Source organism: Rhizobium sp. NLR8a, from assembly GCF_019685235.1.
Classification (GTDB): domain Bacteria; phylum Pseudomonadota; class Alphaproteobacteria; order Rhizobiales; family Rhizobiaceae; genus Rhizobium.
Genome location: NZ_JABDWI010000005.1, coordinates 150288 through 169910 on the forward strand (window position 1 = coordinate 150288; position 19623 = coordinate 169910).

Sequence of the window (19623 nt, forward strand, 5' to 3'; positions counted from 1 at the left end):
TGCGCGCTGCTTGATCAGCACGGGTCACACTTGCTCTAGTAGGAAGATTTCGGGACGGGCATCGCGCCGCCGGAACACGGTGATGCCGGCGCCTTCAGCATCGCGGATCAAGCCTTCTTCTGCCCTTTCCGCCATATCGATCTCAGCATCGATTTTTCGCAACTGCGCGGCGCGCTCGGAGTCTGATATGCCTTCGCCCGGAATATCCGCCATCGCATGCGCCAATATCTTGGCCTCTATCTCGGCCCGATCACCCAGGACACATGCTGCGCCAACGCCTTCGAAGGCTGAGAACGTTGCGCTTGAGGTGATATTGAATAGATCGTCAAGGTTCGGAGCGACGTGGCCGCTGCGGAGCGGAAGCCGAAATCTCCCCGGCATCAGGCGTTTGAGCGCATCACGCTCCAGGCGGTCAAGCTCAGCGCGGATCCGCGCGACAGTTTCTTCGCGAGCGCTCGGCGCGTTTTCGACATCTCGGCGCGCTTCCCTCAGCCGAAAGATCTCGCCGCGAAGCTCCTCAACCGACAACTGCAGCTCATTGCGTGCAGCTACAGCTTTCCTAGACGCCGCCTTAGTTTTATCGAAGATGCTCACTTGAACGCCTCCAAAATTTCCGGAGGAAGCGCCATCCGTTCTCGCGCGAAATCGAAACCCCGCCGGGCAAGATTGGCGCTTAATTCGAATTCGTCATAGATGCGACTGTGATTTGCTTCTGCTCGTCCGAGCTGTTCTTTCGCTCGTGTGAGAGCTATCTCAAACGGCTCATCCCCCTTAGGATCGCGGCGAATACCGGAATATGTTTTTTGCGCATCCAGATCACGTTGAGCACGGGCGACATCATCCTTGGCCGAGGATACAGCCTGCCAAGCAGCGGACAACGCGGAGTGAGATGCGCTTTTATTTTCGGCTAAGCGCCGAAGTCTATCAATCGATATGTCCAATTTCGAACTCCTTTGCTGCAGGTGGTGCGGAAAGCTGGCGGGCGCGTTGCAGGTCACGCTGGGCTTCACGAAGACGTTCGCGGGCCTCTTCGACTCGGATGCGGGCGATTGCCTCGCGGCCCCTCAGGGTCGTGGAAAGAGTGGAATCAAGACCGGCGTCGAATTGGACGGCGCGGGTTGCCTGACGCAGCTTGTTCTCCGCCTCTTCCAGCGCGGCGCGAGCGGCGGTGTGCTCGCCATAAGCAGCGCTGCGGAGCCGGAGAGCGGCGTCGAGGTCATGAAAGGTTTCGGGCGTTTCCATACCCACAAGATGCGGGTCGGCGATGCACAAAGTTAGACTTGAAAATTCCGCTCGGAGTCTTTGTGCATCGCCTTCAAAATATTGCGGAGACCTTTTTCCGGCACCGCGAGCCCCTTAGCGCGGATCAAATAACAGACCATTTTCAGTTGATCCATAGGCGGCATGCCACGACGAATATCCGCGGGATAGCCGGTCGTTGATCTCAGGTAGCGCGTATTTTCCGCAGCTAGGTAATTGGCAAAGGAAACAGGCCCATAACTGGAATAGTGAGACCGCCAGAGGCGATAAATTAGCTCGTTCCGCCAAGCCTTGTTGGCTCGGGTTGCCGGCTTTGGCCCCGGCAGATTCGGCGCCGGTTTCGACTCATGATGATACCTCGGCTTGCCTAGCCGACGTGACATCGCTATGCCGACGTGGACAGGTTGCGCGGCGATAAATTGCAGCAGCCGCCCTTCGGCAATCCTCATCGCCTCATCATCAAATTCCGCGTTCGTCGCCATCAGGTCACCACCGATCGCTATGGAGGGCACAAGGATCGGAAATGACTTGTGCCCCTAAATCTTGCATGTTTTTCAGGGCGTTATTCGAAATTTCGGAAAGGGCACAAGCTGAGCGCCCTCCGGTGGCGTTGTCGCATCCGCCCACTATCTCGTTCTTCATTTCTAACTACCCTCCACCCCTTCTTACTTGTGCCCTTGTGCCCACTAAGAACAAATAGTTGAAATTGCGGGAGAAGTTCCGGGCACATGTTGGGGCAACACGGCAGGCACAAGAAGCTTGTGCCCTCACAGGAAATCGCGACTTTCGTCGGCCTCGCCGCCATCGTCGTCTCTCAAGGCGGATGCTGCTAAATGAAGCCTCAATTCCTGAGACAGCTCGACGCTACCGGCGGGACACTGGAATTTATCAGGGCGGTAGTAGATCCGCCGGTTCCGCTTGTTCCACTTGACGGTCAAGTCGTGCTTTCGCCATCCCGCCTCAGTCAGAATAGAAGAGAGTGTTGAGGTGTTGAATTGCCGCCCTCCGCCTTCGCGGAGCCGGTCATTGATGCAGTCAGTCGCAACGGCTTCCGCCGTTATGCCAGGTCCACCAAGCGCCAGGATCTCCCGAAGCTCTATCGTGGATGGCGAGCCCGAAGCCTCGATCATCGCGAGTTTTGCCGCTGATGTCGGGGGAGCTTTGGTTCGGTCGAACCCTGAGATATCAACGTTGAGAAGCCATCCCCGGATCACGCCGGGGTGTTGTTCAATCGCCCACCTCAAACGGTCCCAATAGCTTTGCTTTATCTCTCGGAGTAAGTGGTCCCGGTCGCGAAATCGGGTCCGCCATACTCCCCACCGGCGGTCGCCGGCACTGATAGCGAGCGCATCGATATGATTGGTCAGCGCGATATAGTTCGTGACATTGGGAACAGAATTTCCGTCTGCACCCTTTCGTACGACCTCGATGACGCTATTGGTGATGAGCGGTTTCAGTTTGTCCATTGCGGCGGTGCGCCGCTCGCCTTGGATGCGGATCTCCTCAAGAACACGGACACATGACCCCGACGCCCATCCGGTGAATTCTGAGAACATCGCCTCCGGGCTAACCGGCCGGACGTGCCCGGCGCCCATGGCGGCCGCCATTACGTCCATCCCGATCGTCGTCTTACCATCTCCCTCGACCCCCACCAAAACCGGAGCCCATAAGATTTTGAGGCCGGGGTGCTGGACGTTGTGCGCCATCCACTGAATCAATATATCGGCGCCATCAGGCAAAACGTTGTGGATATGATTGCGGACCACATGCCAGGCTTCGTGCTGTATCCACGCGGGATCCGCGAGCGGCACGGATGCCCGAAGATAGGAATTTATCCACTTCTTTTGATCGTAACTGAAGAGCGGCTCCCTAATATCGGGGCGGTACATCGAACCGGACACAACGGCACCGCCAAGGAACTCAACCAGCGTACGTGATGCCGGGAATTTCTTGTTTTCCGTTGATCCGCCGTCCTTCGTGATTTGGACGCTTGGCGTAATTTTTGCCATGGAGAGATCAAAAGCGGCGCGGGAGACCTGTTCGCCCGTCCGGGAGTGAAAGAACTCGTTGCTACCGGTGACGAAAACCCACTCCCGGAGGGCATCTGGGTCGCCCCCAAAAATGAAGACATGCGCGGGCAAGCCGTCATCATCGAGAAATGATTTGCCAAGGATGGACACGCGCTCTTCGTTTTCGCGGGACACATCGATACCAGCGATTTCGGAAAACGCCGCCGCTCTCGTTGCCTCCTCGGCGGTTCGTTGGTCTTCCGCATCTGGATTGAACGAGAAAATTTCGTCGGAGAGCACTATTTCGGCGGTCACTTCACGCCACCTTTCACAAATATGGGGGTGAGGGCGGCTACCGTCATGTCGAGATCTTCACCGCGCAGATGACCGAGAAGGGTGACTAGCCCTACGCCGCAAACGAGCATATCCGGCATACCGGTGCTGCACCGCCAAGCGTCGGAACGGTAGACGTGGAGGGCGAAACCGTCCTCGTCTGATGCGATGAAGTCGTCGCGGACCCATCCGAACCGCCAGCCGTACCTTTTTGCGTATCCCTCTAGGAGAGGCGCGCGCTTTTCGTGCAAGGCGGCGTCCAACTTCCAGACCGGTGGCTTGTCGGCGAGAGCGTCCACAATTTCGAGTTCTCTGCGACCCGCATCATCACCTCCATCTATCGCCGCTTCGATGCTGTGAGCGGCGGCGATCGGTTCGCCATTAGCAAGGTATTCGCGAGCTTCAAGCATGCGCTCACGGGCACCGGCGCAAGCGATCCGTTGATGTATGTGTCGGCCCAATACGGCTTGCACGACTTGACCGAAGTCGTCGTTTTCGCTAAACATCATGCATACTTCTTTCAAGTCAAACCCCTTCATTGCTTGCCGGCGGGAGGGGTTTTTCTTTGCTTATCGAGCAGCATGGGAGGCGGTGCTATCTAGCCCCGCGAACCGGCGAAGGTCGCCAAGCCGGTAAACGACTCGGCCACTTGTAGTTTTGCGAAATGCTGGTCCTTCGCTCGATTCGCTTCTGATTTTCGCGAGCGTTTGGCGGGCAATCCTTATCCCCATCACCTCCAACGCTTCCGATGCCCTGCCGGGGTCGAATTGGACATCGTCGGGAAGCGCCGCCAAGTCAGCGTAGAGCTTGCCAATTTCGGTGAGGGAAAGCTGAGATGTCTTCTTGCGCATATCGTTTACCTTCAATTGATTTCGATAGAATTTCGTAGATTCCGTTTCCGGGGTCATTCCACAATTCTGCGAAGGGATGCGACTTGAGGCGCGTTGATAGCCATCGATATGAATGCGAGCGAAATTATTGCGCAGGACGCAGAAGCGAAGGTTTTCGAGACACGAAAAAACCCGCCAGATGACACTGGCGGGTTCTCTATCTCCGGATGCCGGCTGATTTAGTCGGCGAGCCGGAGGGGAATCACGCGGCGGCCGTCTTTCCTGCGAGCGCCGCGGCGATAGTGTTTCCGACCTTATCCGCTGCGCGTTGAGACGGATCCCGGTCGATATGGGCGTAGATTTGAGTTGAGCGCGCGTTGACATGCCCAAGCAAGCTGCCAACGATCAAAAGAGCCTCGCCACTGGATGCAGCAACACTTCCGAGTGAGTGGCGCAGTGTGTGTGGTGTGACGCCAGGCAGTTTCGCCTTTTTTGTCACTAGCGGCCATATGCGCTTAGTACCACTGTAGAACCCTTCCCCATCTCGTTCCGCAGGGAATACCCATGGCTTGTCCTTGTCGCGGGCCGCAAATCTCACTGCGAGCAGGGCGCGAGCGGCGGTCCCAAGTGGGCGGAGGGACTTCCCTGTTTTAGTGTCCTCGAATCGTAGAAAACCCGACGATAGATCAACCTCGCTCCATTTAAGACCCGCGATTTCGTTACGTCTCGCGCCCGTCAGCGACCACAATCGGCAGATATCAAGCGCCTTCGAATTTGTACCGCTAGCTTCCAGTTCTTCAAACGCGGCACCGAGGCGCTGAATCTCTTCCAATGACAGGAAGCGCTCTCGCTTGTTATCAGTCTTGCGAACAGCCGCATCTTCCACGGGGTTCTTTTCAACGATGCTTCGGCGTTTGGCAAAACTGAATACTGCTGAGAGATCTCGAACAACCTTTCTCGCCGCGCCTTCGCCGCCGCGGACGATGACGCGCTTCTCTTTTCCGGTTTCGTCCTTGATCTTTTCGTCCCGTGCCGTTTTGCCATTCGTCACGTCTCTAACGAATCGTTCAATATCGCCAGGCTTGACGGCCTTGGCCTTCACATTACCGAGTAGGGGCACCGCGTGGTGCCGTAGCCTCGCAACGGTATAGGCGGCGGTAAGCGGCTTCATCGGCTCGCCCTGCCTGATGCCTCGCTGGACGACGAGACCTTCCACGGCATAAAGCTCTATGAGTTGTTCAACGGTTTCCGCCTTCCGATGGGCTTGTTTTTCAGCTGCCGGATCCTCGCCCTTGGCAACGGCGCCCAGCGCCTTAGCGGCCTCATCGCGTGCTTCATCAAGGGTGAGTGTTCCCACCCGGCCGATGGTGAGCTTACGAACGCGGCCGTCCCGATTCCGATACTTCAAAATGTACGTCTTCGCGCCGCCCGCCCAAACCCGGACGCCGAAGCCGGTGATGGCGGAATCCCATGTTGTTTCATCACCGCTATCCGGCGGCTCAAGCGCTGCAACAAGCGCCTTAGTAATCTTTGGCAACGTTTATCCCTCTGGTACCTAGAATGCTCAGGTTCCACATAGGTACCATAATCGGGGAATTGAAATCAATCAGACGGAAACACTAGGAAACTGATTTCACGAAAATAAATGAATAATACCAACAGCTTGAACTATCATCTAGTATCACGGGATATCATCGCTTATCAGCCCGTATCAAACCGCTCCAACCTTGCCAAGGTTGGGGTCGAGGGTTCGAATCCCTTCGCCCGCTCCAGTTTCTCCGAAATAGCAGTGCTTATGGTTTTCCGGGCGTCAGCATAGCCGGCGTCATCGGCTCAGTACCTTCTTCACCCAGGTATCGACCTCATCGCCACTGCTCACGTCCGCCTGCACCAGCCCGTTGATCATGAAGGTCGGCGAGACGTGGACGCCGTTTTGCCGGGCATATCTGCACTGCCATTTGATCTCCCGGTCGAGATCCGGGATTGCGAAGGCGTCCTTCAGCTCCACGCCGCTATAGCCCTCCAGACGCTCGATGATCTGATTTGGCGTGACGTCCATGTTCGGGCCGCCGGCGTGATGATCGAATTCGAATTCCTCCCGATGCGCGGCGACGGCGGCCATGACCTTCTTCGCCGTCTCCTTGCCGCCTTCCAGGGTCGAGGCTGCGATAATGCAGCGGACGATCACGCCGGAATACATATGCCAAGGCTGCGACTGTAGGCGAATTTTCACCGTGATCCTGTTTTCGCCCGCCTGATCGAGAAGGGTGTCCAGCTTGTTGAATGCCCTGGCGGAATAAGGGTCCGTCGGTTCGAGGAAGGCTTCGAATATGCGTGGGCCATTGCCCCAACTCAGGGGATCTGCGTGCCACGAAGTATCGGTCATGACGATGTCCTTTCCGTTCGTGAATCGGGTATGCAACTAACGGATCAAGCTCCAGAAACCATGCTTTTTTCCATGTTGACGCTTCAATTCGGCGACGTAGGTGTCATGAGGTCGGGCGTTGCCGAAATCGTCGATATGAGGCGCGAGCGACGCGCATACCGCCAGATGGCGCGCAGCATGCCTGTAGCGGCTGGATCGGCCTTCATCGAGGGCGAAGCCGATCATCGACCGTAGCACCACGGTTGCTGCGAGCGGGAATTTCTCCTGCAGCATCTCGGCCGCTGGTGTCATCAGCTCGTAGAGGTCGCCGTTCAATTCGGCCTGGCGCCCGGATATCAGTTTTGCTGCCTCGGCAGGTGCGGGCCAGGTGAGAAAAAAGGCAAGGGCTCGATGAACGTCCGGAAAGCGGTGTGCAAAGGCGAATGCCTTCTCCTCGGCCTCGATATCGTCGAAGTCGGCGAGCCTTCGCAGGAAAGCGCGAAGGTGCTCGCCATTCAGCGACTGCTCGAAGCATTGCCATTGATAGGACCGCGCTTCTTCCCCCCGCCCCAGGACGTCGAGGGCTTTGACGCGGGCGTGCTGCCATTCAAAAGGCAGTTCGAACCGCTCCCTGTGATCGGCGGCGTCCAAAATCTCCAATGCTTCCTCCGCGCGTCCAGCTAAAAGCAAACGGTCGGCAATCTCGGCTGCGACCATCGGCGCCCTTAACGTCTCTTCCGGCTGCTGGGCGATGAAGGCATCGACATCATTCTGTGCATCGGCAATTTCCTGCAGAGCGATGCGTGCCCTCCGTTGCCGATGATTGGTGTAGATCTCGTCCTTGTAAATCGGCCCCTTGCCGCCCCAGCCGAAAATCTCCCGGTCTGCGTCGGCAGGCTTCTCCTCCGGTTCGTTCGACCATCGCACCAGGAGGCTCTTCAAACGTTCAAGGCCGTCCTTGCCCAGCGCCGGAACCATCTCGGCGATCAGCGGATCATATTGGCCGTAGTCGTTATCCTGCAGCGCAGTAAAGATCCTGTCGGCAAGGACATCGATACCGATACAAGCGGAGCTGGCGATGACGCCGGCATCGGCGCATGCCTGATGGAACGTCTCGATGAACGCGCTGTCGCCGCTGTTGGACCGCGCTAATATCGTGTCGGCGACAGCAAGGAATTGCCAGATAAGATCGAACGCTTCCTTCGGATCGTCGGCAGCGACGACAGTGACGATCGCGGACCGCTGCGTTTCGAGGTCGGCGTTAACAGCCTTCACCTTATGCCATTCGATGACGGTGCGGGCTCGCGCAATGCTGGCGAGACGTTTCCGCACCTCACGGGCCACTTCCGCACCACCATGATTGCCGGCAAGCTCCATTCGAAGCCGCCGTTTGTGGGCGGCGCTGCCGGTGCTGATTTCGATCAGCAGTTCGGCGAGACGCTGCGCACCGAGGGCCTCCAGATTCTTTGCGTTGAGTGTCGTCTTTGCTGCCATGGATCAACTCTATCGTTTCAGCCCGACAGTATCTCAGCGTTCACATCAGTCCAAGGCGCCGAGCGGGGAGGCGTTGCGGTAATCCCGATGCGGTTTCCGTACATCTTCGAATTTCAGTTCAAAGCGCGCCAGATATTTGGCAAGGCGATCGGCGTCGTTGCTGCTCTTCTTTTCCAGGCGCGAATTTGCAAACAGCGCCCGGCCCGCGGCGCTGGCACTGGCATGCTCCCGGCAGGTGCTAAGGACGGCGGCGAGTTGAACGGCGTCGAAACGATCGAGGCGGGCAGTGGCGTCTTCGCCGAGCAGATCGATCAGGATGTCGTCGGAGGATTGGCGTCCCGATGAGCCGCGCCAGGCGGCCTTCAGGCGTCGGATCTCGTCGTCGGCGACCTCCACCGTGATTCGGCCTTGAGGCGCAAGCGTCGCCATGCGCGTGACGGAAGCGGACAAGTCGCGGAAATTCGCGCTCCAGAGGGCCTCCGCGCCGGTTGCAAACGTGAGATAGCGGCTTCGCGCTTCCTTGTTGAAGGTGACGTTCTGCCCTTCACGCTCAAGGAAACGCCGAAGTTCGAAATCAAGATTGGGCTCGATATCCTCCCTGCGCTCGCGCAAGGCCGGCAGCTGGAAAGTCCATAGATTGAGCCGGGCAAAGAGATCCTCGCGGAATCGGCCGCGACGGACGGCGTCGCCGAGATCGCGATTGGTGCCCGCCAGAAGCTGGAAGTCGGCGGAAACTTCGCGGTCCGCACCGACTGGCAGAAAGCGCTTTTCCTCAATCGCCCGCAAGCACATGGCCTGTTCATCGAGGCCCAGTTCACCGATCTCGTCGAGAAAGAGCACGCCCTTGTCCGCCGACTTCATGAGGCCAGGCCGTTCGCCTGCGGCGCCGGTGAAGGCGCCTTTGACATGGCCGAAAAGCGCCGACATGGCGTGATCCCCGCGCAGCGTTGCGCAGTTAACCTCGACGAAGGGACCGCTGACTTTTCGCTCGGCCTTCTTGAGTTCGTAGATCCGCTTGGCAAGCTGGGATTTTCCTGCGCCGGTCGGGCCGGTCAGCAGGACCGGGGCAGTAGAGCGAATGACAACGCGCTCGATCTCGTCGATCATGCGATTGAAGGCGGGATTTCGCGTCGAAATGCCGGATTTCAGAAACGAGGCGGCGTCGGCCTGTTCGGATGCGAAGCGCTTGGCGATTTCGTCATAGCGCGAGAGATCAAGATCGATGATGCGATGGGTTCCCGCGAAATCCTGTCCCGGCTCGCGCTCGCGCGGCGGAGAAAGCTGCAGCAACCTGCCGGGGATGATGCGCGCTTCGGTCAGGAGGAACCAGCAGATCTGGGCGACATGGGTGCCGGTGGTGATGTTGACGAGATAGTCTTCGGCCTCGGGATCGAAACTGTAGTCCCGGGCAAAATCCCTGAGGCTCGTATAGACTTCGGAAAAGTCCCAGGGGTCGCGCAGATTGATGATGCGCTGGCGAACCTCCGTCGCGGGCGAAATCGTCTCGATATCCCTGATTACGGTCTTGGCCAGCCAGTCTGAATGGTTGTCGTGGATCAGTTCCAGCCGATCGATGAAAAGACCGGCCTGTTGGCAAAGGCCGACGTTCGGCCGCCAGCGCGTCCATCGGTCTTCACGCCGGCCCACGTCGAGGGTCGTTCCAAGAATGCTGATGGCGACCCGGCGCTTCATCATTTATCCAAAATTATAAAGCCGTAGATAATTAGATAGATTATTCCGCTTTCTCGAACTTGGCAATTTGCAGGGCAGAAATTCTCTGCTAATTTTTTACTATTAAAAATCAAATCTTTATGAACGAATTCGCGGAGGCTTGTCGCGGATTTTAGAAACTGGCACGCCACTTGAATTGTATTCGGCAGAACCAAATCAAAGAGGTGCTGCCATGGTGAACAAGGCAATCTTCAAACCCTATTTCGGAAAGCTGCTCGCCGGCACGACGACGACCAACCACGAAGGCGCAGCAGCCTATGCCCTGTCGCCGCGCGAAGCCCTGGCGCAATATGCCGTTACCGGAACGTTCAGCGACATTTTCTATGCAGATGCAGGAGAGCAGCTCGATGCCGTGAGGCAGCTTGCGGCGGAGGTCGAGCCAGAATTCCTGGCAAAGCTTGCGATCCATGCGGCGGAGAAAGGCCATATGAAGGACATGCCGGTCATGCTGCTGGCTATGCTTTCGAGCCTCGAAAGCGATGCCTTTGCGCGGGCTTTTCCGCGTGTCGTGAAGAGCGGCAAGATGCTGCGCGGCTTCGTGCAGGTCATGCGGTCGGGTGTGACGGGCCGGAAATCGCTCGGGACGCGGCCGAAGAAGATGGTGCAGGCCTGGTTCGACCGGGTAACTACGGAACAGTTCCTGCATGCGATGGTCGGCAATGATCCGTCGCTGCCTGATGTGATCCGGATGGTACATCCAAAGCCGCGAGACGCGGAGCGTCAGGCGCTCTACGCCTGGGCAGTCGGCAAGCCGTATGATGTCGCAGCATTGCCGGCTGAGGTAAAAGCGTTCGAAGCGTTCAAGCGGGATAGCAGCTTGCCGCTGCCGCCCGTGCCGTTCCAGATGCTGACCTCGCTGGGTCTCAGCAAGGAGCAGTGGTCGGAAATCGCCTTGAAGGGCTCGTGGCAGATGGTGCGCCAGAACCTCAACACCTTTGCCCGAAACGGGGTGTTCGAGGTGGATGGCATGGCCGAACGGCTTGCTGCGCGGATCGCCGATCCGGAAGCGGTGCGGAAGGCGCGCGTCTTCCCCTACCAGTTGATGGTCGCGTGGCATATGGCGAACCAGTCCGTTCCGGCTGTCGTTGCGGATGCTCTGCAGGATGCGATGGAGGTGGCAATCTCCAGCGTACCGACGATCGGCGGCAATGTCGTGGTCTGCCCGGATGTCTCCGGCTCCATGTCGTCCCCCGTCACCGGTTACCGGAAGGGCGCGACATCAGCCGTCCGCTGCATCGATGTCGCAGCACTCGTGGCTGCGTCGTTCCTGCGCCGCAACCGGCGGACGCGTATCATCCCCTTCGAACAGGACGTCGTGAACGTCCAGCTGAACGGGCGCGACAGCGTGATGACCAACGCGGCGAAGCTCGCGGCGGTGGGCGGCGGCGGAACGAACTGTTCTGCACCGCTGCGGCTGCTCGCAAAGGAGAAGGCGGCGGTGGACCTCGTGCTCTTCGTCTCGGACAACCAGTCCTGGATGGATGCGCGGGGACACGGCCAGGCGACAGGGATGATGGTCGAATGGGCGCGGCTCAAGAGGCTGAACCCGGCTGCAAAGCTGGTCTGCCTCGACATCCAGCCTTACGTCCAGACTCCGGCCAAGGCAGAGGACGTGCTGAACATCGGCGGCTTCTCGGATGGCGTCTGCGGAGCCATCACCAGTTTCGCAGCCGGCAAGTCCGGTCCGGGCGATTGGGTTCGCAGGATCGAGGCGACTGATCTTTGAAAAAGCTTCGCGCCGCCAGTGAACGGCGCGAGGCACCGTGACGAATGCCGGATGGAACTACAGACTGTCACTCTCCAGGTCGCGGGTTCGAATCCCGTCGGGTCCCCCAAAAACAAGGACTCGTAGCTCAGCGGATAGAGCGGGTGTTCCACCATATCTCGTCGTCACGGACCAATGGAATGACGTACAAAACATATGGCGAATGCCGGGGAAACTACATCGGTAACCCGAAAGGGCGCGGGTTCAAGGCCCGCCTTGCCGCCCGAATCCGCGAGGGAGGAGGATGCGCAAGATGTTTCCTCAAGACTTGTCGCCATGACCGAAATCGCAGCGGCGAATGCCGGACGGAACTACAGCCTCCGTGTTGAGGTGGCCCGACCGGTTCGACTCCGGTCCTTGGCGGCGCTCTCTGGCACGAGCGGGGCCACGCAGGTTTCGTCCACCTTTGTCGCCGCTGCAAAAATGTCCGGTGAACGCCGGCACGACGACAGGAAAGAAGGTCTCCGGGAAATCGTCGCCCAGGCGAGACCCGAAACGCAACGAAGAAGAAGGACTGCAGACGCAGAAAAGAAGATGACCGAGATCATGAGCGGACAGGATCTGATCGACGCAGGCATGAGCCAGGGCAAGTGGTTTCGCCCGGCTCTCGACGCGGCCAACAGGATTTTGAGCCAAGGCGGTTCGGCCGCAGAGGCCCTCGAAGCGGCAAGGGCCTTTCAACCGGCGCCGACGCTCGCCTTGAGGGCGGATAACGATATCGAGATCTATTCCAATATCCGCGCCGATAACCCCTTCGAGCAGGACAATGTCGAGAAGGTCAACGCGACGATGCGGGCGCTTGCGCGCACGCCGGTCATCCGGGCTGCGGCAATCATGCCGGATGCTTGCCCGGCCGGGCCGATCGGCACCATTCCGGTTGGCGGCGTCGTGGCATCGGAGGCGATCCATCCGGGCATGCACTCGGCTGACATCTGCTGCTCCATGGCGATCTCGATCTTCCCGGACGTCGATCCGAAATCGCTTCTCGATGCGGTGCATGCAGTGACGCATTTCGGTCCCGGGGGCCGCCCGCGCGGTGCGCAGATCAAGCCTTCCGAAGCGACGCTATCTGCCTTCCAGCAGAACCCGTTTCTGCGCGACGGAGCGCTGAGCGCCGGCATCGAACATTTCGGCACGCAGGGCGACGGCAACCACTTCGCCTATGTCGGGACGATGAGATCGACCGGCGAGACCGCACTCGTCACCCATCATGGGTCGCGTGCGCCGGGTGCCCGGCTCTACGACAAGGGCATGAAGGCCGCGAACCGCTTCCGCGAGCAGATCTCGCCGGAAACCCTGCGGGACAATGCATGGATTCCCGCCGACACCGAAGAGGGCGACCTCTACTGGTCGGCTCTGCAGACCATCCGGCAGTGGACGAGGGAAAACCACTATATCGTCCATGACATGGCGGCAGAGGCACTCTCGGCGAAGGTGGCCGATCGTTTCTGGAACGAGCACAATTTCGTTTTCCGGAAATCGGACGGCCTCTTCTATCACGGCAAGGGAGCGACGCCGGCCTTCGACAAATGGGCCGAGGATGCGACCGATCTGACGATCATTCCGCTCAACATGGCGGAACCGATCCTGATCGTCCGCGGCTCCAACGCCGCCCATGGCCTCGGATTCTCGCCGCATGGCGCCGGCCGTAATTTTTCGCGCAGCGCCCATATGCGGCGCCTGGCGGAAGAATATGGCGCCGATGCCCGCGGCCTGAGCCCGAACAATCTGGCGGAGATCCTGGAAAAGGAGACCGCGGGCCTGGACGTTCGCTTCTTCTCGGGCTTTGCCGACGCCTCGGAACTGCCGAGTGCCTACAAGTCCGCCGCCAACGTGCGTGCCCAGATCGAGCATTACGGTCTGGCCGAGGTGGTCGACGAGGTCATTCCGTATGGAAGCATCATGGCCGGCGACTGGCAGAAGGATGCACCCTGGCGTCGCAAACGGGAACGTCGCTGATTGCCTCCGACAATGCTGCGGCCTTTGCCGTATCGGCAAGGGCCGCAGCAATATGTGGGGGCGATTCCGTCGTCGATTCATATTACTTTATCAGGACCTAAGTATTGGCATTTCCTCGTATTATCTAAAAAATAACGCTGCGTCGTAACGACTCCTAAAGCCGGGTTTGGCACCTTGTCGACTATCGTTATTTGCTTCCAATTTTTCGGCTGGGGTTTGTTATGAGTCACAATAGGGACGTCTGGGTCAGCCAGCGCGCTTATTCGCTGTGGGAATCGGAAGGCAGGCCGGATGGGCGTGGGGAAAGCCACTGGGCGCAAGCGCTCAAGGAATTCGAGCAACTGGAATTGACGAAGGCATCGCCCGATGGGAACGATCTCATCGAGAAGCTGAAGGCGGCCGGGCGGCTGATGCGGGTCTGTGATGGGGCGGTCGCCGCGGTCGAGAACGACCTGCAGCTGAAAGCGGCGCGTTAAAATCTTTTCCTGTCAAATTGAAGCACTCACCCCGCCCGAGTGCAGCGATGTGTCGTCCTGATACTATTGGCGGGCAGCCCAGCCGAGGCCGCGCCGCAGGATGAGCGGCATATAGGGATGGTCGAACTCGGCGGCGACATGGCCGAGAGCGGAATAGAAGATGCGGCCGGCGCCGAAATGGCGTTTGAAGACGACGGGCATCACCACATTGCGCGCCGCCGGATCGTAGGCGCCGGTGAAAGTGGTGGTCGCAAGGATTTCGACCGTCGGATCATAATGCAGATAATATTGCTCCGAACGGTAGTCGAAGTCAGGAATGCCCTCCATGACAGGATCGTCCTGGCGGGTGACGGCGACACGGAAATCGATGATGTTGCCGGGATGGGCGACCCAGGTGACGCCGGAGACGTAGCGGAAAGGCGCGCTTTCCTTGAAGGAGGTGGCGAGCGAGCCGTGATGGCCGGCGAGTCCGAGACCTCCACGTACGGCCTCGACCAGGGCGCTAGCATGGGGCTTTTCCAGCGTTCCGCCGGTGATGATGGGCACCAGCAGATCCGCCTTGGCCAGGGTCGGAGACCCGAATATCCCGAGATCGCCGGTCACCTCCACGGCAAAATCGTCCTCGCGCAGGAGATCGGCGACGATATGGGCGCATTGTTCCGGCTCGTGGCCCGGCCAGCCGCCCCAGACGATCAATGCCTTCCTCATTCCCGTTCTCCCTGGCTGATTGCTGCGGATCGGTGATCATCGCCCGATGATACAAGCCGCTTAAATCGGGCGGTCGTGCAAATCACGCGAATAATTGATCGACTTCGCCGTTTCGGCCAAATCGCAAACCGCCAGTTTCGGCATTTGACGTATTGTCAGCTCCTGCTAATCGCAGTTCCTTCTTTTTATTGACGTCTATCTCGTCTAGGTTTCTTCCATCTCTCACTGATCATTAAGGGTGGTGCATGGCAGGTGAAACGGTTCTTGTGGTCGGCGGCGCCGGTTATATCGGCTCGCATACGTGCCTCGACCTGGCGAACAAGGGCTATGGGCCTGTCGTCTTCGATAATTTTTCAAACGGCCATCGCGAGTTCGTCAAATGGGGGCCGGCGGAAGAGGGCGACATTCGCGATCGTGCCCGGCTGGACGAGGTGATGGCCAAGCACAAGCCGGCGGCCATCCTCCACTTCGCGGCGCTGATCGAGGTCGGGGAATCGGTCAAGGATCCTGTTTCCTTCTATGAAAACAACGTCATTGGCACTTTGACGCTGCTTTCGGCGGCGCAGGCGGCCGGCATCAATGCCTTCGTCTTCTCCTCCACCTGCGCCACCTATGGACTGCCGCAGAGCGTGCCGCTCGACGAGACGCACCGGCAGGTGCCGATCAATCCCTATGGTCGTACCAAATATATCGTCGAACAGGCGCTTGCCGATTACGACCAGTACAAGGGCCTGCGCTCAGTGGTGCTTCGTTATTTCAATGCGGCCGGTGCTGATTTCGAAGGTCGGATCGGCGAATGGCACCAGCCGGAAACCCATGCGATTCCCTTGGCGATCGACGCCGCACTCGGTCGTCGCCAGGGTTTCAAGGTGTTCGGCAGCGACTACGAGACGCGCGATGGCACCTGCGTGCGCGACTACATCCATGTGCTGGATCTTGCCGATGCGCATGTGCGCGCCGTCGAATATCTGCTGAAGGGCGGCGATTCCGTCTCACTCAACCTCGGCACCGGCACGGGCACGACGGTCAGGGAATTGCTGGGCGCGATCGAGGACGTGTCGAACCGGCCCTTCCCGGTCGAATATATCGGCCGGCGCGAAGGGGATTCGCATACGCTGGTCGCCAACAACGACAAGGCGCGCGACGTGCTCGGCTGGGTGCCGCAGTATGATCTGTCCGAGATCATCCGTTCCGCCTGGAATTGGCATGCAAAATCCAACCAGCATTGAGCCAAAAAGCCTTGAGAAGCTCCGCCGGCCCAATGTTCTGCTGATCACCGCGGACCAATGGCGTGGCGACTGCCTGTCGGCGGTCGGTCATGCTTGTGTGAAAACACCTCACATCGATGCACTGGCGCGCGAAGGCACGCTCTTCCGGCAGCATTATGCCGGGGCAGCCCCCTGCTCGCCGGCCCGGGCCACGGTCTATACCGGCCTTTATCAGATGAACCATCGGGTCTGCCGCAATGGTTCGCCGCTCGACGCTCGCTTCGACAATCTGGCGCTGGCGGCCCGGCGGGCGGGATACGACCCGACGCTGTTCGGTTATACCGACACGGCGCCCGATCCACGCGGCATGGATGCGGCTGACCCGCATCTGACCACCTATGAAGGCGTGTTGCCGGGTTTTACCGCTCGCCAACTCCTGCCCGAACATGAGCGGCAATGGCTCTCATGGCTCAGGTCCCGTGGCCATTTGAATGCCGTCAGCCGCGACATCCATATCCCCGTCGGTGCTGATGCCGGCGAAATTTCCGATGCGGCGCCAGCCTATTCCAGCGATGAGACCCAGACCGCCTTCCTGGCCGACGAGTTCATTCGCTGGATGGGCGAACAGGACCGGCCGTGGTTTGCGCATGTCTCTTTCCTGCGCCCGCACCCGCCATTTTCCGTGCCGGCGCCGTTCAACCGGATGTACAAGCCGGATGACGGACCGGCCTTTGCGCGAGCGGAAAATCGCGAAGCAGAACAGCGGGCTCATCCCTATCTCGCCTATGCCATGCAGCTCTCCGACAAGGGCAGCTTCATTCACGGGGCGCAGGGGCCGCTCAGCGCCTGGAGCGGCGAGGACTTGGCGGCGATCCGGGCGATTTATTACGGGATGATCTCAGAGGTCGATGCGCAGCTCGGCAGGGTCTGGCAAGCGCTGAAGGATGCAGGCGCCTGGGACGATACACTGATCATCTTCACCTCGGACCATGCGGAGATGGCGGGAGATCATTGGACGCTCGGCAAGGGCGGCTTCTTCGATGGCAGCTATCATATCCCGCTGATAATCCGCGATCCCGCAAACGTTGCGGCCGGCAGGATCGTTGACGATTTCACCGGCGCTGCGGATATTTTTCCCACGCTTTGCGAAAGGCTCGGCATCGAGGCAAAGAACGGGCTCGACGGCCGGTCGCTGATGCCGTTCATCATGGGCGGGCGCTCGGAAGGCTGGCGCGATGCGATATTCTGGGAATTCGATTTCCGCGACATTGCCAAAGGTGAGGCAGAACGGCATTTCGGGCTGAGGCCGAACCAATGCAATCTCGCCGTGATCCGCGACGATCGGTTCAAATATGTGCATTTTGCCGCACTGCCGCCGCTGCTCTTCAATCTCAGCGATGATCCGATGGAACTCGACGACGTCGCGGCGGATCCGGCCTATGCGGCGATCCGGCTTCAATATGCCGAGAAGTTGCTCTCGCTGAGAGCGCGGCATCTCGACCAGACGCTTGCCTATACCGAGCTGACGGAAAAGGGGCCGGTGACGCATCGACCCCGGTAGGGCATTTCCGTCTTCTTCGAATGACCGCAACGCCCGGTTATTTTTACGCAATCCCAGCAAGATCCGCTGTGCGCCTTTGCTGGAATTTGCCTTGAATCAACCGAGATAGTCGCGCTTGCCGATCGGTGCGCCCTGGTTGCGCAGGATGGCGTGGGCGGTGGCGACGTGAAAGTAGAAGTTCGGCAGGGCGAAGGTGGTGATATATTCGTCACCCGGCAGCACGATGCCGCTCTTGCCCGGCAGCGTGATCTGGCGGCTTTCCGCGCCCTCCAGCGCTTGCGCCGAAAAGGTGGCGAGATAGGTCTCGGTCTTTGCCAGGCGCTCGCGCAACTGCTCGATCGTCGTCTCGTTATCTTCGAACTTCGGCGCTTCGGTTGCGGTCAGGCGAGCGAGCGTGAACTTGGCGCTGTCGCTGGCCCGCTGATATTGGCCGGCGAGCGACAGCATGTCGGGCGCAAGCCGAGCGGAGACGAGTATGGCGGGATCGATATTCTTTTCCTTCGCATAGGCTTCAGCCTTGTCGAGATAGGTCTTCAGGCTGGCGAGGCCGCGCTGGAACATCGGAACGGTAAGGCGATAGATCGAAATGGACATCAGTCCTGTCTCCAAAATCTTCAATGGGCGGCCGCGGCGGATGTCGAAGGGCCTGCAGCTGTGAGCCTGTCTTCGACTTCCCATAGATGGAGGCTGCCCACTTCGTGCGCAATGCCGCCGAACGCGTGTGCCGCGCAATTCCCATGCATTGCCCCATCAATATCCCGAGTGCCGCTAAAGAGAGGCTTGACGTCGTTCCTAGAAAATGGAATGAATATTCCGCATAACAAATTTTACGGTTTGTTTGTTCCGTTTTCGGAACGCCGCGGGAGAGGCGGCGCAGCAAATTGCGGCTTCAGGGCAGATGCCCGGAGCTCCGGCGTGAGGAGGGTGTAGCCGGGCACCGCTTTGTGGAGGAAGTAAAAATGAAAAAGTTTATCCTGGGCACTGCGATGGCGCTCGTCATGGCGACGGCCGCCCACGCGGAGACGGTTGGCGTGTCGATGGCGAAGTTCGACGACAACTTCCTGACCGTTCTGCGCAACGGTATGACCGATTATGCCAAAACGCTTGATGGCGTCACGCTGCAGGTCGAAGACGCGCAGAACGACGTTTCCAAGCAGCAGAGCCAGATCCAGAATTTCATCGCCTCCAAGGTCGATGCAATCATCGTCAACCCTGTCGATACCGATGCGACGACGGCGATGTCGAAGCTTGCGGCTGATGCCGGCATTCCGCTGGTTTACGTCAACCGCCAGCCGGTCAACGTCGACACGCTTCCGGAAAAGCAGGCCTTCGTCGCTTCCAACGAGCAGGAATCCGGCACGCTGGAAACCAAGGAAATCTGCCGCATTCTCGGTGGTAAGGGCAAGGCCGTCGTCATCATGGGCGAGCTTTCCAACCAAGCTGCCCGCATGCGCACCCAGGATGTCCACGACGTCATCAAGACCGATGAATGCAAGGGCCTTGAGATCGTCGAAGAGCAGACGGCCAACTGGGACCGTACCCAGGGCGCCGACCTGATGACCAACTGGCTCTCGAGCGGCATCGAGTTCGACGCGGTGATCTCCAACAACGACGAAATGGCGATCGGCGCCATCCAGGCGCTGAAGGCAGCCGGCAAGGACATGAGCAAGGTCGTTATCGGCGGTGTCGACGCCACGCAGGACGCGCTTGCCGCCATGCAGGCAGGTGACCTCGATGTGACCGTGTTCCAGGACGCGGCCGGCCAGGGCAAGGGCGCGCTCGATACGGCGCTCAAGATTGCCAAGGGCGAAAAGACCGAGAAGAAGGTCTACATTCCCTTCCAGCTCGTCACGCCCGAAAACGTCAAGGACTTCGTCACCAAGAACTGAGGTAAGTGCCAAGCGGGATGCGGGCTCTGCCCGCA

19 protein-coding genes are annotated in these 19623 nt (G+C 59.2%); 6 read left to right on the forward strand and 13 right to left on the reverse strand.

Going from position 1 to position 19623, the window contains the following annotated elements; all coding sequences use genetic code 11:
• Positions 1–24 precede the first annotated feature (24 nt).
• The 11 genes from HJC04_RS11255 to rtcR form a co-directional block, all read right to left on the reverse strand.
• Positions 25–594, reverse strand: coding sequence for a hypothetical protein (locus HJC04_RS11255; RefSeq protein ID WP_221113771.1), 570 nt, complete (start codon positions 592–594; stop codon positions 25–27).
• A complete protein-coding gene (locus HJC04_RS11260; RefSeq protein WP_221113772.1) occupies positions 591–941 on the reverse strand; it encodes a hypothetical protein in 351 nt (116 codons plus the stop codon). Before HJC04_RS11260 ends, HJC04_RS11255 begins: the two co-directional genes overlap by 4 nt.
• A complete protein-coding gene (locus tag HJC04_RS11265) occupies positions 925–1242 on the reverse strand; it encodes a hypothetical protein (RefSeq protein ID WP_221113773.1) in 318 nt (105 codons plus the stop codon). Before HJC04_RS11265 ends, HJC04_RS11260 begins: the two co-directional genes overlap by 17 nt.
• A gap of 32 nt (positions 1243–1274) precedes the next feature.
• Positions 1275–1742: a hypothetical protein gene (locus HJC04_RS11270; RefSeq protein ID WP_221113774.1), complete on the reverse strand. Its 468-nt coding sequence runs from the start codon at positions 1740–1742 to the stop codon at positions 1275–1277.
• A gap of 285 nt (positions 1743–2027) precedes the next feature.
• Positions 2028–3584: a primase-helicase family protein gene (locus HJC04_RS32090; RefSeq protein WP_221114895.1), complete on the reverse strand. Its 1557-nt coding sequence runs from the start codon at positions 3582–3584 to the stop codon at positions 2028–2030.
• Positions 3581–4126, reverse strand: a complete 546-nt coding sequence (locus HJC04_RS11280) for a hypothetical protein (protein WP_221114894.1) — start codon at positions 4124–4126, stop codon at positions 3581–3583. Before HJC04_RS11280 ends, HJC04_RS32090 begins: the two co-directional genes overlap by 4 nt.
• 45 nt (positions 4127–4171) lie before the next feature.
• Positions 4172–4510 (reverse strand): hypothetical protein, encoded by a 339-nt coding sequence (locus HJC04_RS11285; RefSeq protein WP_221114893.1) that lies wholly within the window; start codon positions 4508–4510, stop codon positions 4172–4174.
• 184 nt (positions 4511–4694) lie between these two features.
• Positions 4695–5969, reverse strand: a complete 1275-nt coding sequence (locus HJC04_RS11290) for a site-specific integrase (protein ID WP_221114892.1) — start codon at positions 5967–5969, stop codon at positions 4695–4697.
• 288 nt (positions 5970–6257) lie between these two features.
• Positions 6258–6818 (reverse strand): thioredoxin domain-containing protein, encoded by a 561-nt coding sequence (locus tag HJC04_RS11295; RefSeq protein ID WP_221146145.1) that lies wholly within the window; start codon positions 6816–6818, stop codon positions 6258–6260.
• A 36-nt stretch (positions 6819–6854) separates the two neighbouring features.
• Positions 6855–8291, reverse strand: coding sequence for a DUF6880 family protein (locus HJC04_RS11300; RefSeq protein ID WP_221146147.1), 1437 nt, complete (start codon positions 8289–8291; stop codon positions 6855–6857).
• A 45-nt stretch (positions 8292–8336) separates the two neighbouring features.
• On the reverse strand, positions 8337–9983 hold the full coding sequence (rtcR, locus tag HJC04_RS11305; RefSeq protein ID WP_221122951.1) for an RNA repair transcriptional activator RtcR: 1647 nt from the start codon (positions 9981–9983) through the stop codon (positions 8337–8339).
• 211 nt (positions 9984–10194) lie between these two features.
• Here rtcR and HJC04_RS11310 point away from each other — a divergent pair, with 211 nt between their 5' ends.
• The 3 genes from HJC04_RS11310 to HJC04_RS11320 all read left to right on the forward strand — a co-directional run bounded on the left by HJC04_RS11310 (position 10195) and on the right by HJC04_RS11320 (position 14222).
• Entirely contained in the window at positions 10195–11748 is a 1554-nt protein-coding gene (locus HJC04_RS11310; RefSeq protein ID WP_221146149.1) for a TROVE domain-containing protein, read from the forward strand.
• A 585-nt stretch (positions 11749–12333) separates the two neighbouring features.
• Positions 12334–13746 carry an RtcB family protein gene (locus HJC04_RS11315; protein WP_221146322.1) on the forward strand — a complete coding sequence of 471 codons (1413 nt, stop codon included), beginning with the start codon at positions 12334–12336 and terminating at the stop codon, positions 13744–13746.
• Positions 13747–13967: 221 nt separating this feature from the next.
• On the forward strand, positions 13968–14222 hold the full coding sequence (locus HJC04_RS11320) for a DUF2934 domain-containing protein (protein WP_210632664.1): 255 nt from the start codon (positions 13968–13970) through the stop codon (positions 14220–14222).
• A gap of 63 nt (positions 14223–14285) precedes the next feature.
• On the opposite strand, the gene HJC04_RS11325 is transcribed toward HJC04_RS11320, so the two are convergent.
• The gene (locus tag HJC04_RS11325; RefSeq protein ID WP_221146151.1) at positions 14286–14930 is read right to left on the reverse strand and encodes a ThuA domain-containing protein; all 645 of its coding nucleotides are present in this window, start codon (positions 14928–14930) and stop codon (positions 14286–14288) included.
• A gap of 245 nt (positions 14931–15175) precedes the next feature.
• Between HJC04_RS11325 and galE the strand changes: the two genes are divergently transcribed.
• Positions 15176–16159 carry a UDP-glucose 4-epimerase GalE gene (gene galE / locus HJC04_RS11330; RefSeq protein WP_221146153.1) on the forward strand — a complete coding sequence of 328 codons (984 nt, stop codon included), beginning with the start codon at positions 15176–15178 and terminating at the stop codon, positions 16157–16159.
• Positions 16137–17699 (forward strand): alkaline phosphatase family protein, encoded by a 1563-nt coding sequence (locus HJC04_RS11335; RefSeq protein ID WP_221146166.1) that lies wholly within the window; start codon positions 16137–16139, stop codon positions 17697–17699. Before galE ends, HJC04_RS11335 begins: the two co-directional genes overlap by 23 nt.
• Before the next feature lie 96 nt (positions 17700–17795).
• Here HJC04_RS11335 and HJC04_RS11340 read toward each other — a convergent pair whose 3' ends face one another.
• Complete coding sequence (locus tag HJC04_RS11340) at positions 17796–18293, reverse strand: DUF1993 family protein (RefSeq protein ID WP_221122924.1); 498 nt, start codon at positions 18291–18293, stop codon at positions 17796–17798.
• Positions 18294–18658: 365 nt separating this feature from the next.
• Between HJC04_RS11340 and HJC04_RS11345 the strand changes: the two genes are divergently transcribed.
• Entirely contained in the window at positions 18659–19588 is a 930-nt protein-coding gene (locus HJC04_RS11345) for a sugar ABC transporter substrate-binding protein (RefSeq protein WP_221146168.1), read from the forward strand.
• Positions 19589–19623: the final 35 nt, after the last annotated feature.

Coding starts and splice junctions, on each gene's coding strand:
- HJC04_RS11265 (WP_221113773.1), bottom strand. CDS start 1,242: ATGGAAACGCCCGAAACCTTTCATGACCTCGACGCCGCTCTCCGGCTC.
- HJC04_RS11270 (WP_221113774.1), bottom strand. CDS start 1,742: ATGGCGACGAACGCGGAATTTGATGATGAGGCGATGAGGATTGCCGAA.
- HJC04_RS11285 (WP_221114893.1), bottom strand. CDS start 4,510: ATGACCCCGGAAACGGAATCTACGAAATTCTATCGAAATCAATTGAAG.
- HJC04_RS11295 (WP_221146145.1), bottom strand. CDS start 6,818: ATGACCGATACTTCGTGGCACGCAGATCCCCTGAGTTGGGGCAATGGC.
- HJC04_RS11300 (WP_221146147.1), bottom strand. CDS start 8,291: ATGGCAGCAAAGACGACACTCAACGCAAAGAATCTGGAGGCCCTCGGT.
- rtcR (WP_221122951.1), bottom strand. CDS start 9,983: ATGAAGCGCCGGGTCGCCATCAGCATTCTTGGAACGACCCTCGACGTG.
- HJC04_RS11310 (WP_221146149.1), top strand. CDS start 10,195: ATGGTGAACAAGGCAATCTTCAAACCCTATTTCGGAAAGCTGCTCGCC.
- HJC04_RS11315 (WP_221146322.1), top strand. CDS start 12,334: ATGAGCGGACAGGATCTGATCGACGCAGGCATGAGCCAGGGCAAGTGG.
- HJC04_RS11320 (WP_210632664.1), top strand. CDS start 13,968: ATGAGTCACAATAGGGACGTCTGGGTCAGCCAGCGCGCTTATTCGCTG.
- HJC04_RS11325 (WP_221146151.1), bottom strand. CDS start 14,930: ATGAGGAAGGCATTGATCGTCTGGGGCGGCTGGCCGGGCCACGAGCCG.
- galE (WP_221146153.1), top strand. CDS start 15,176: ATGGCAGGTGAAACGGTTCTTGTGGTCGGCGGCGCCGGTTATATCGGC.
- HJC04_RS11335 (WP_221146166.1), top strand. CDS start 16,137: ATGCAAAATCCAACCAGCATTGAGCCAAAAAGCCTTGAGAAGCTCCGC.
- HJC04_RS11340 (WP_221122924.1), bottom strand. CDS start 18,293: ATGTCCATTTCGATCTATCGCCTTACCGTTCCGATGTTCCAGCGCGGC.
- HJC04_RS11345 (WP_221146168.1), top strand. CDS start 18,659: ATGAAAAAGTTTATCCTGGGCACTGCGATGGCGCTCGTCATGGCGACG.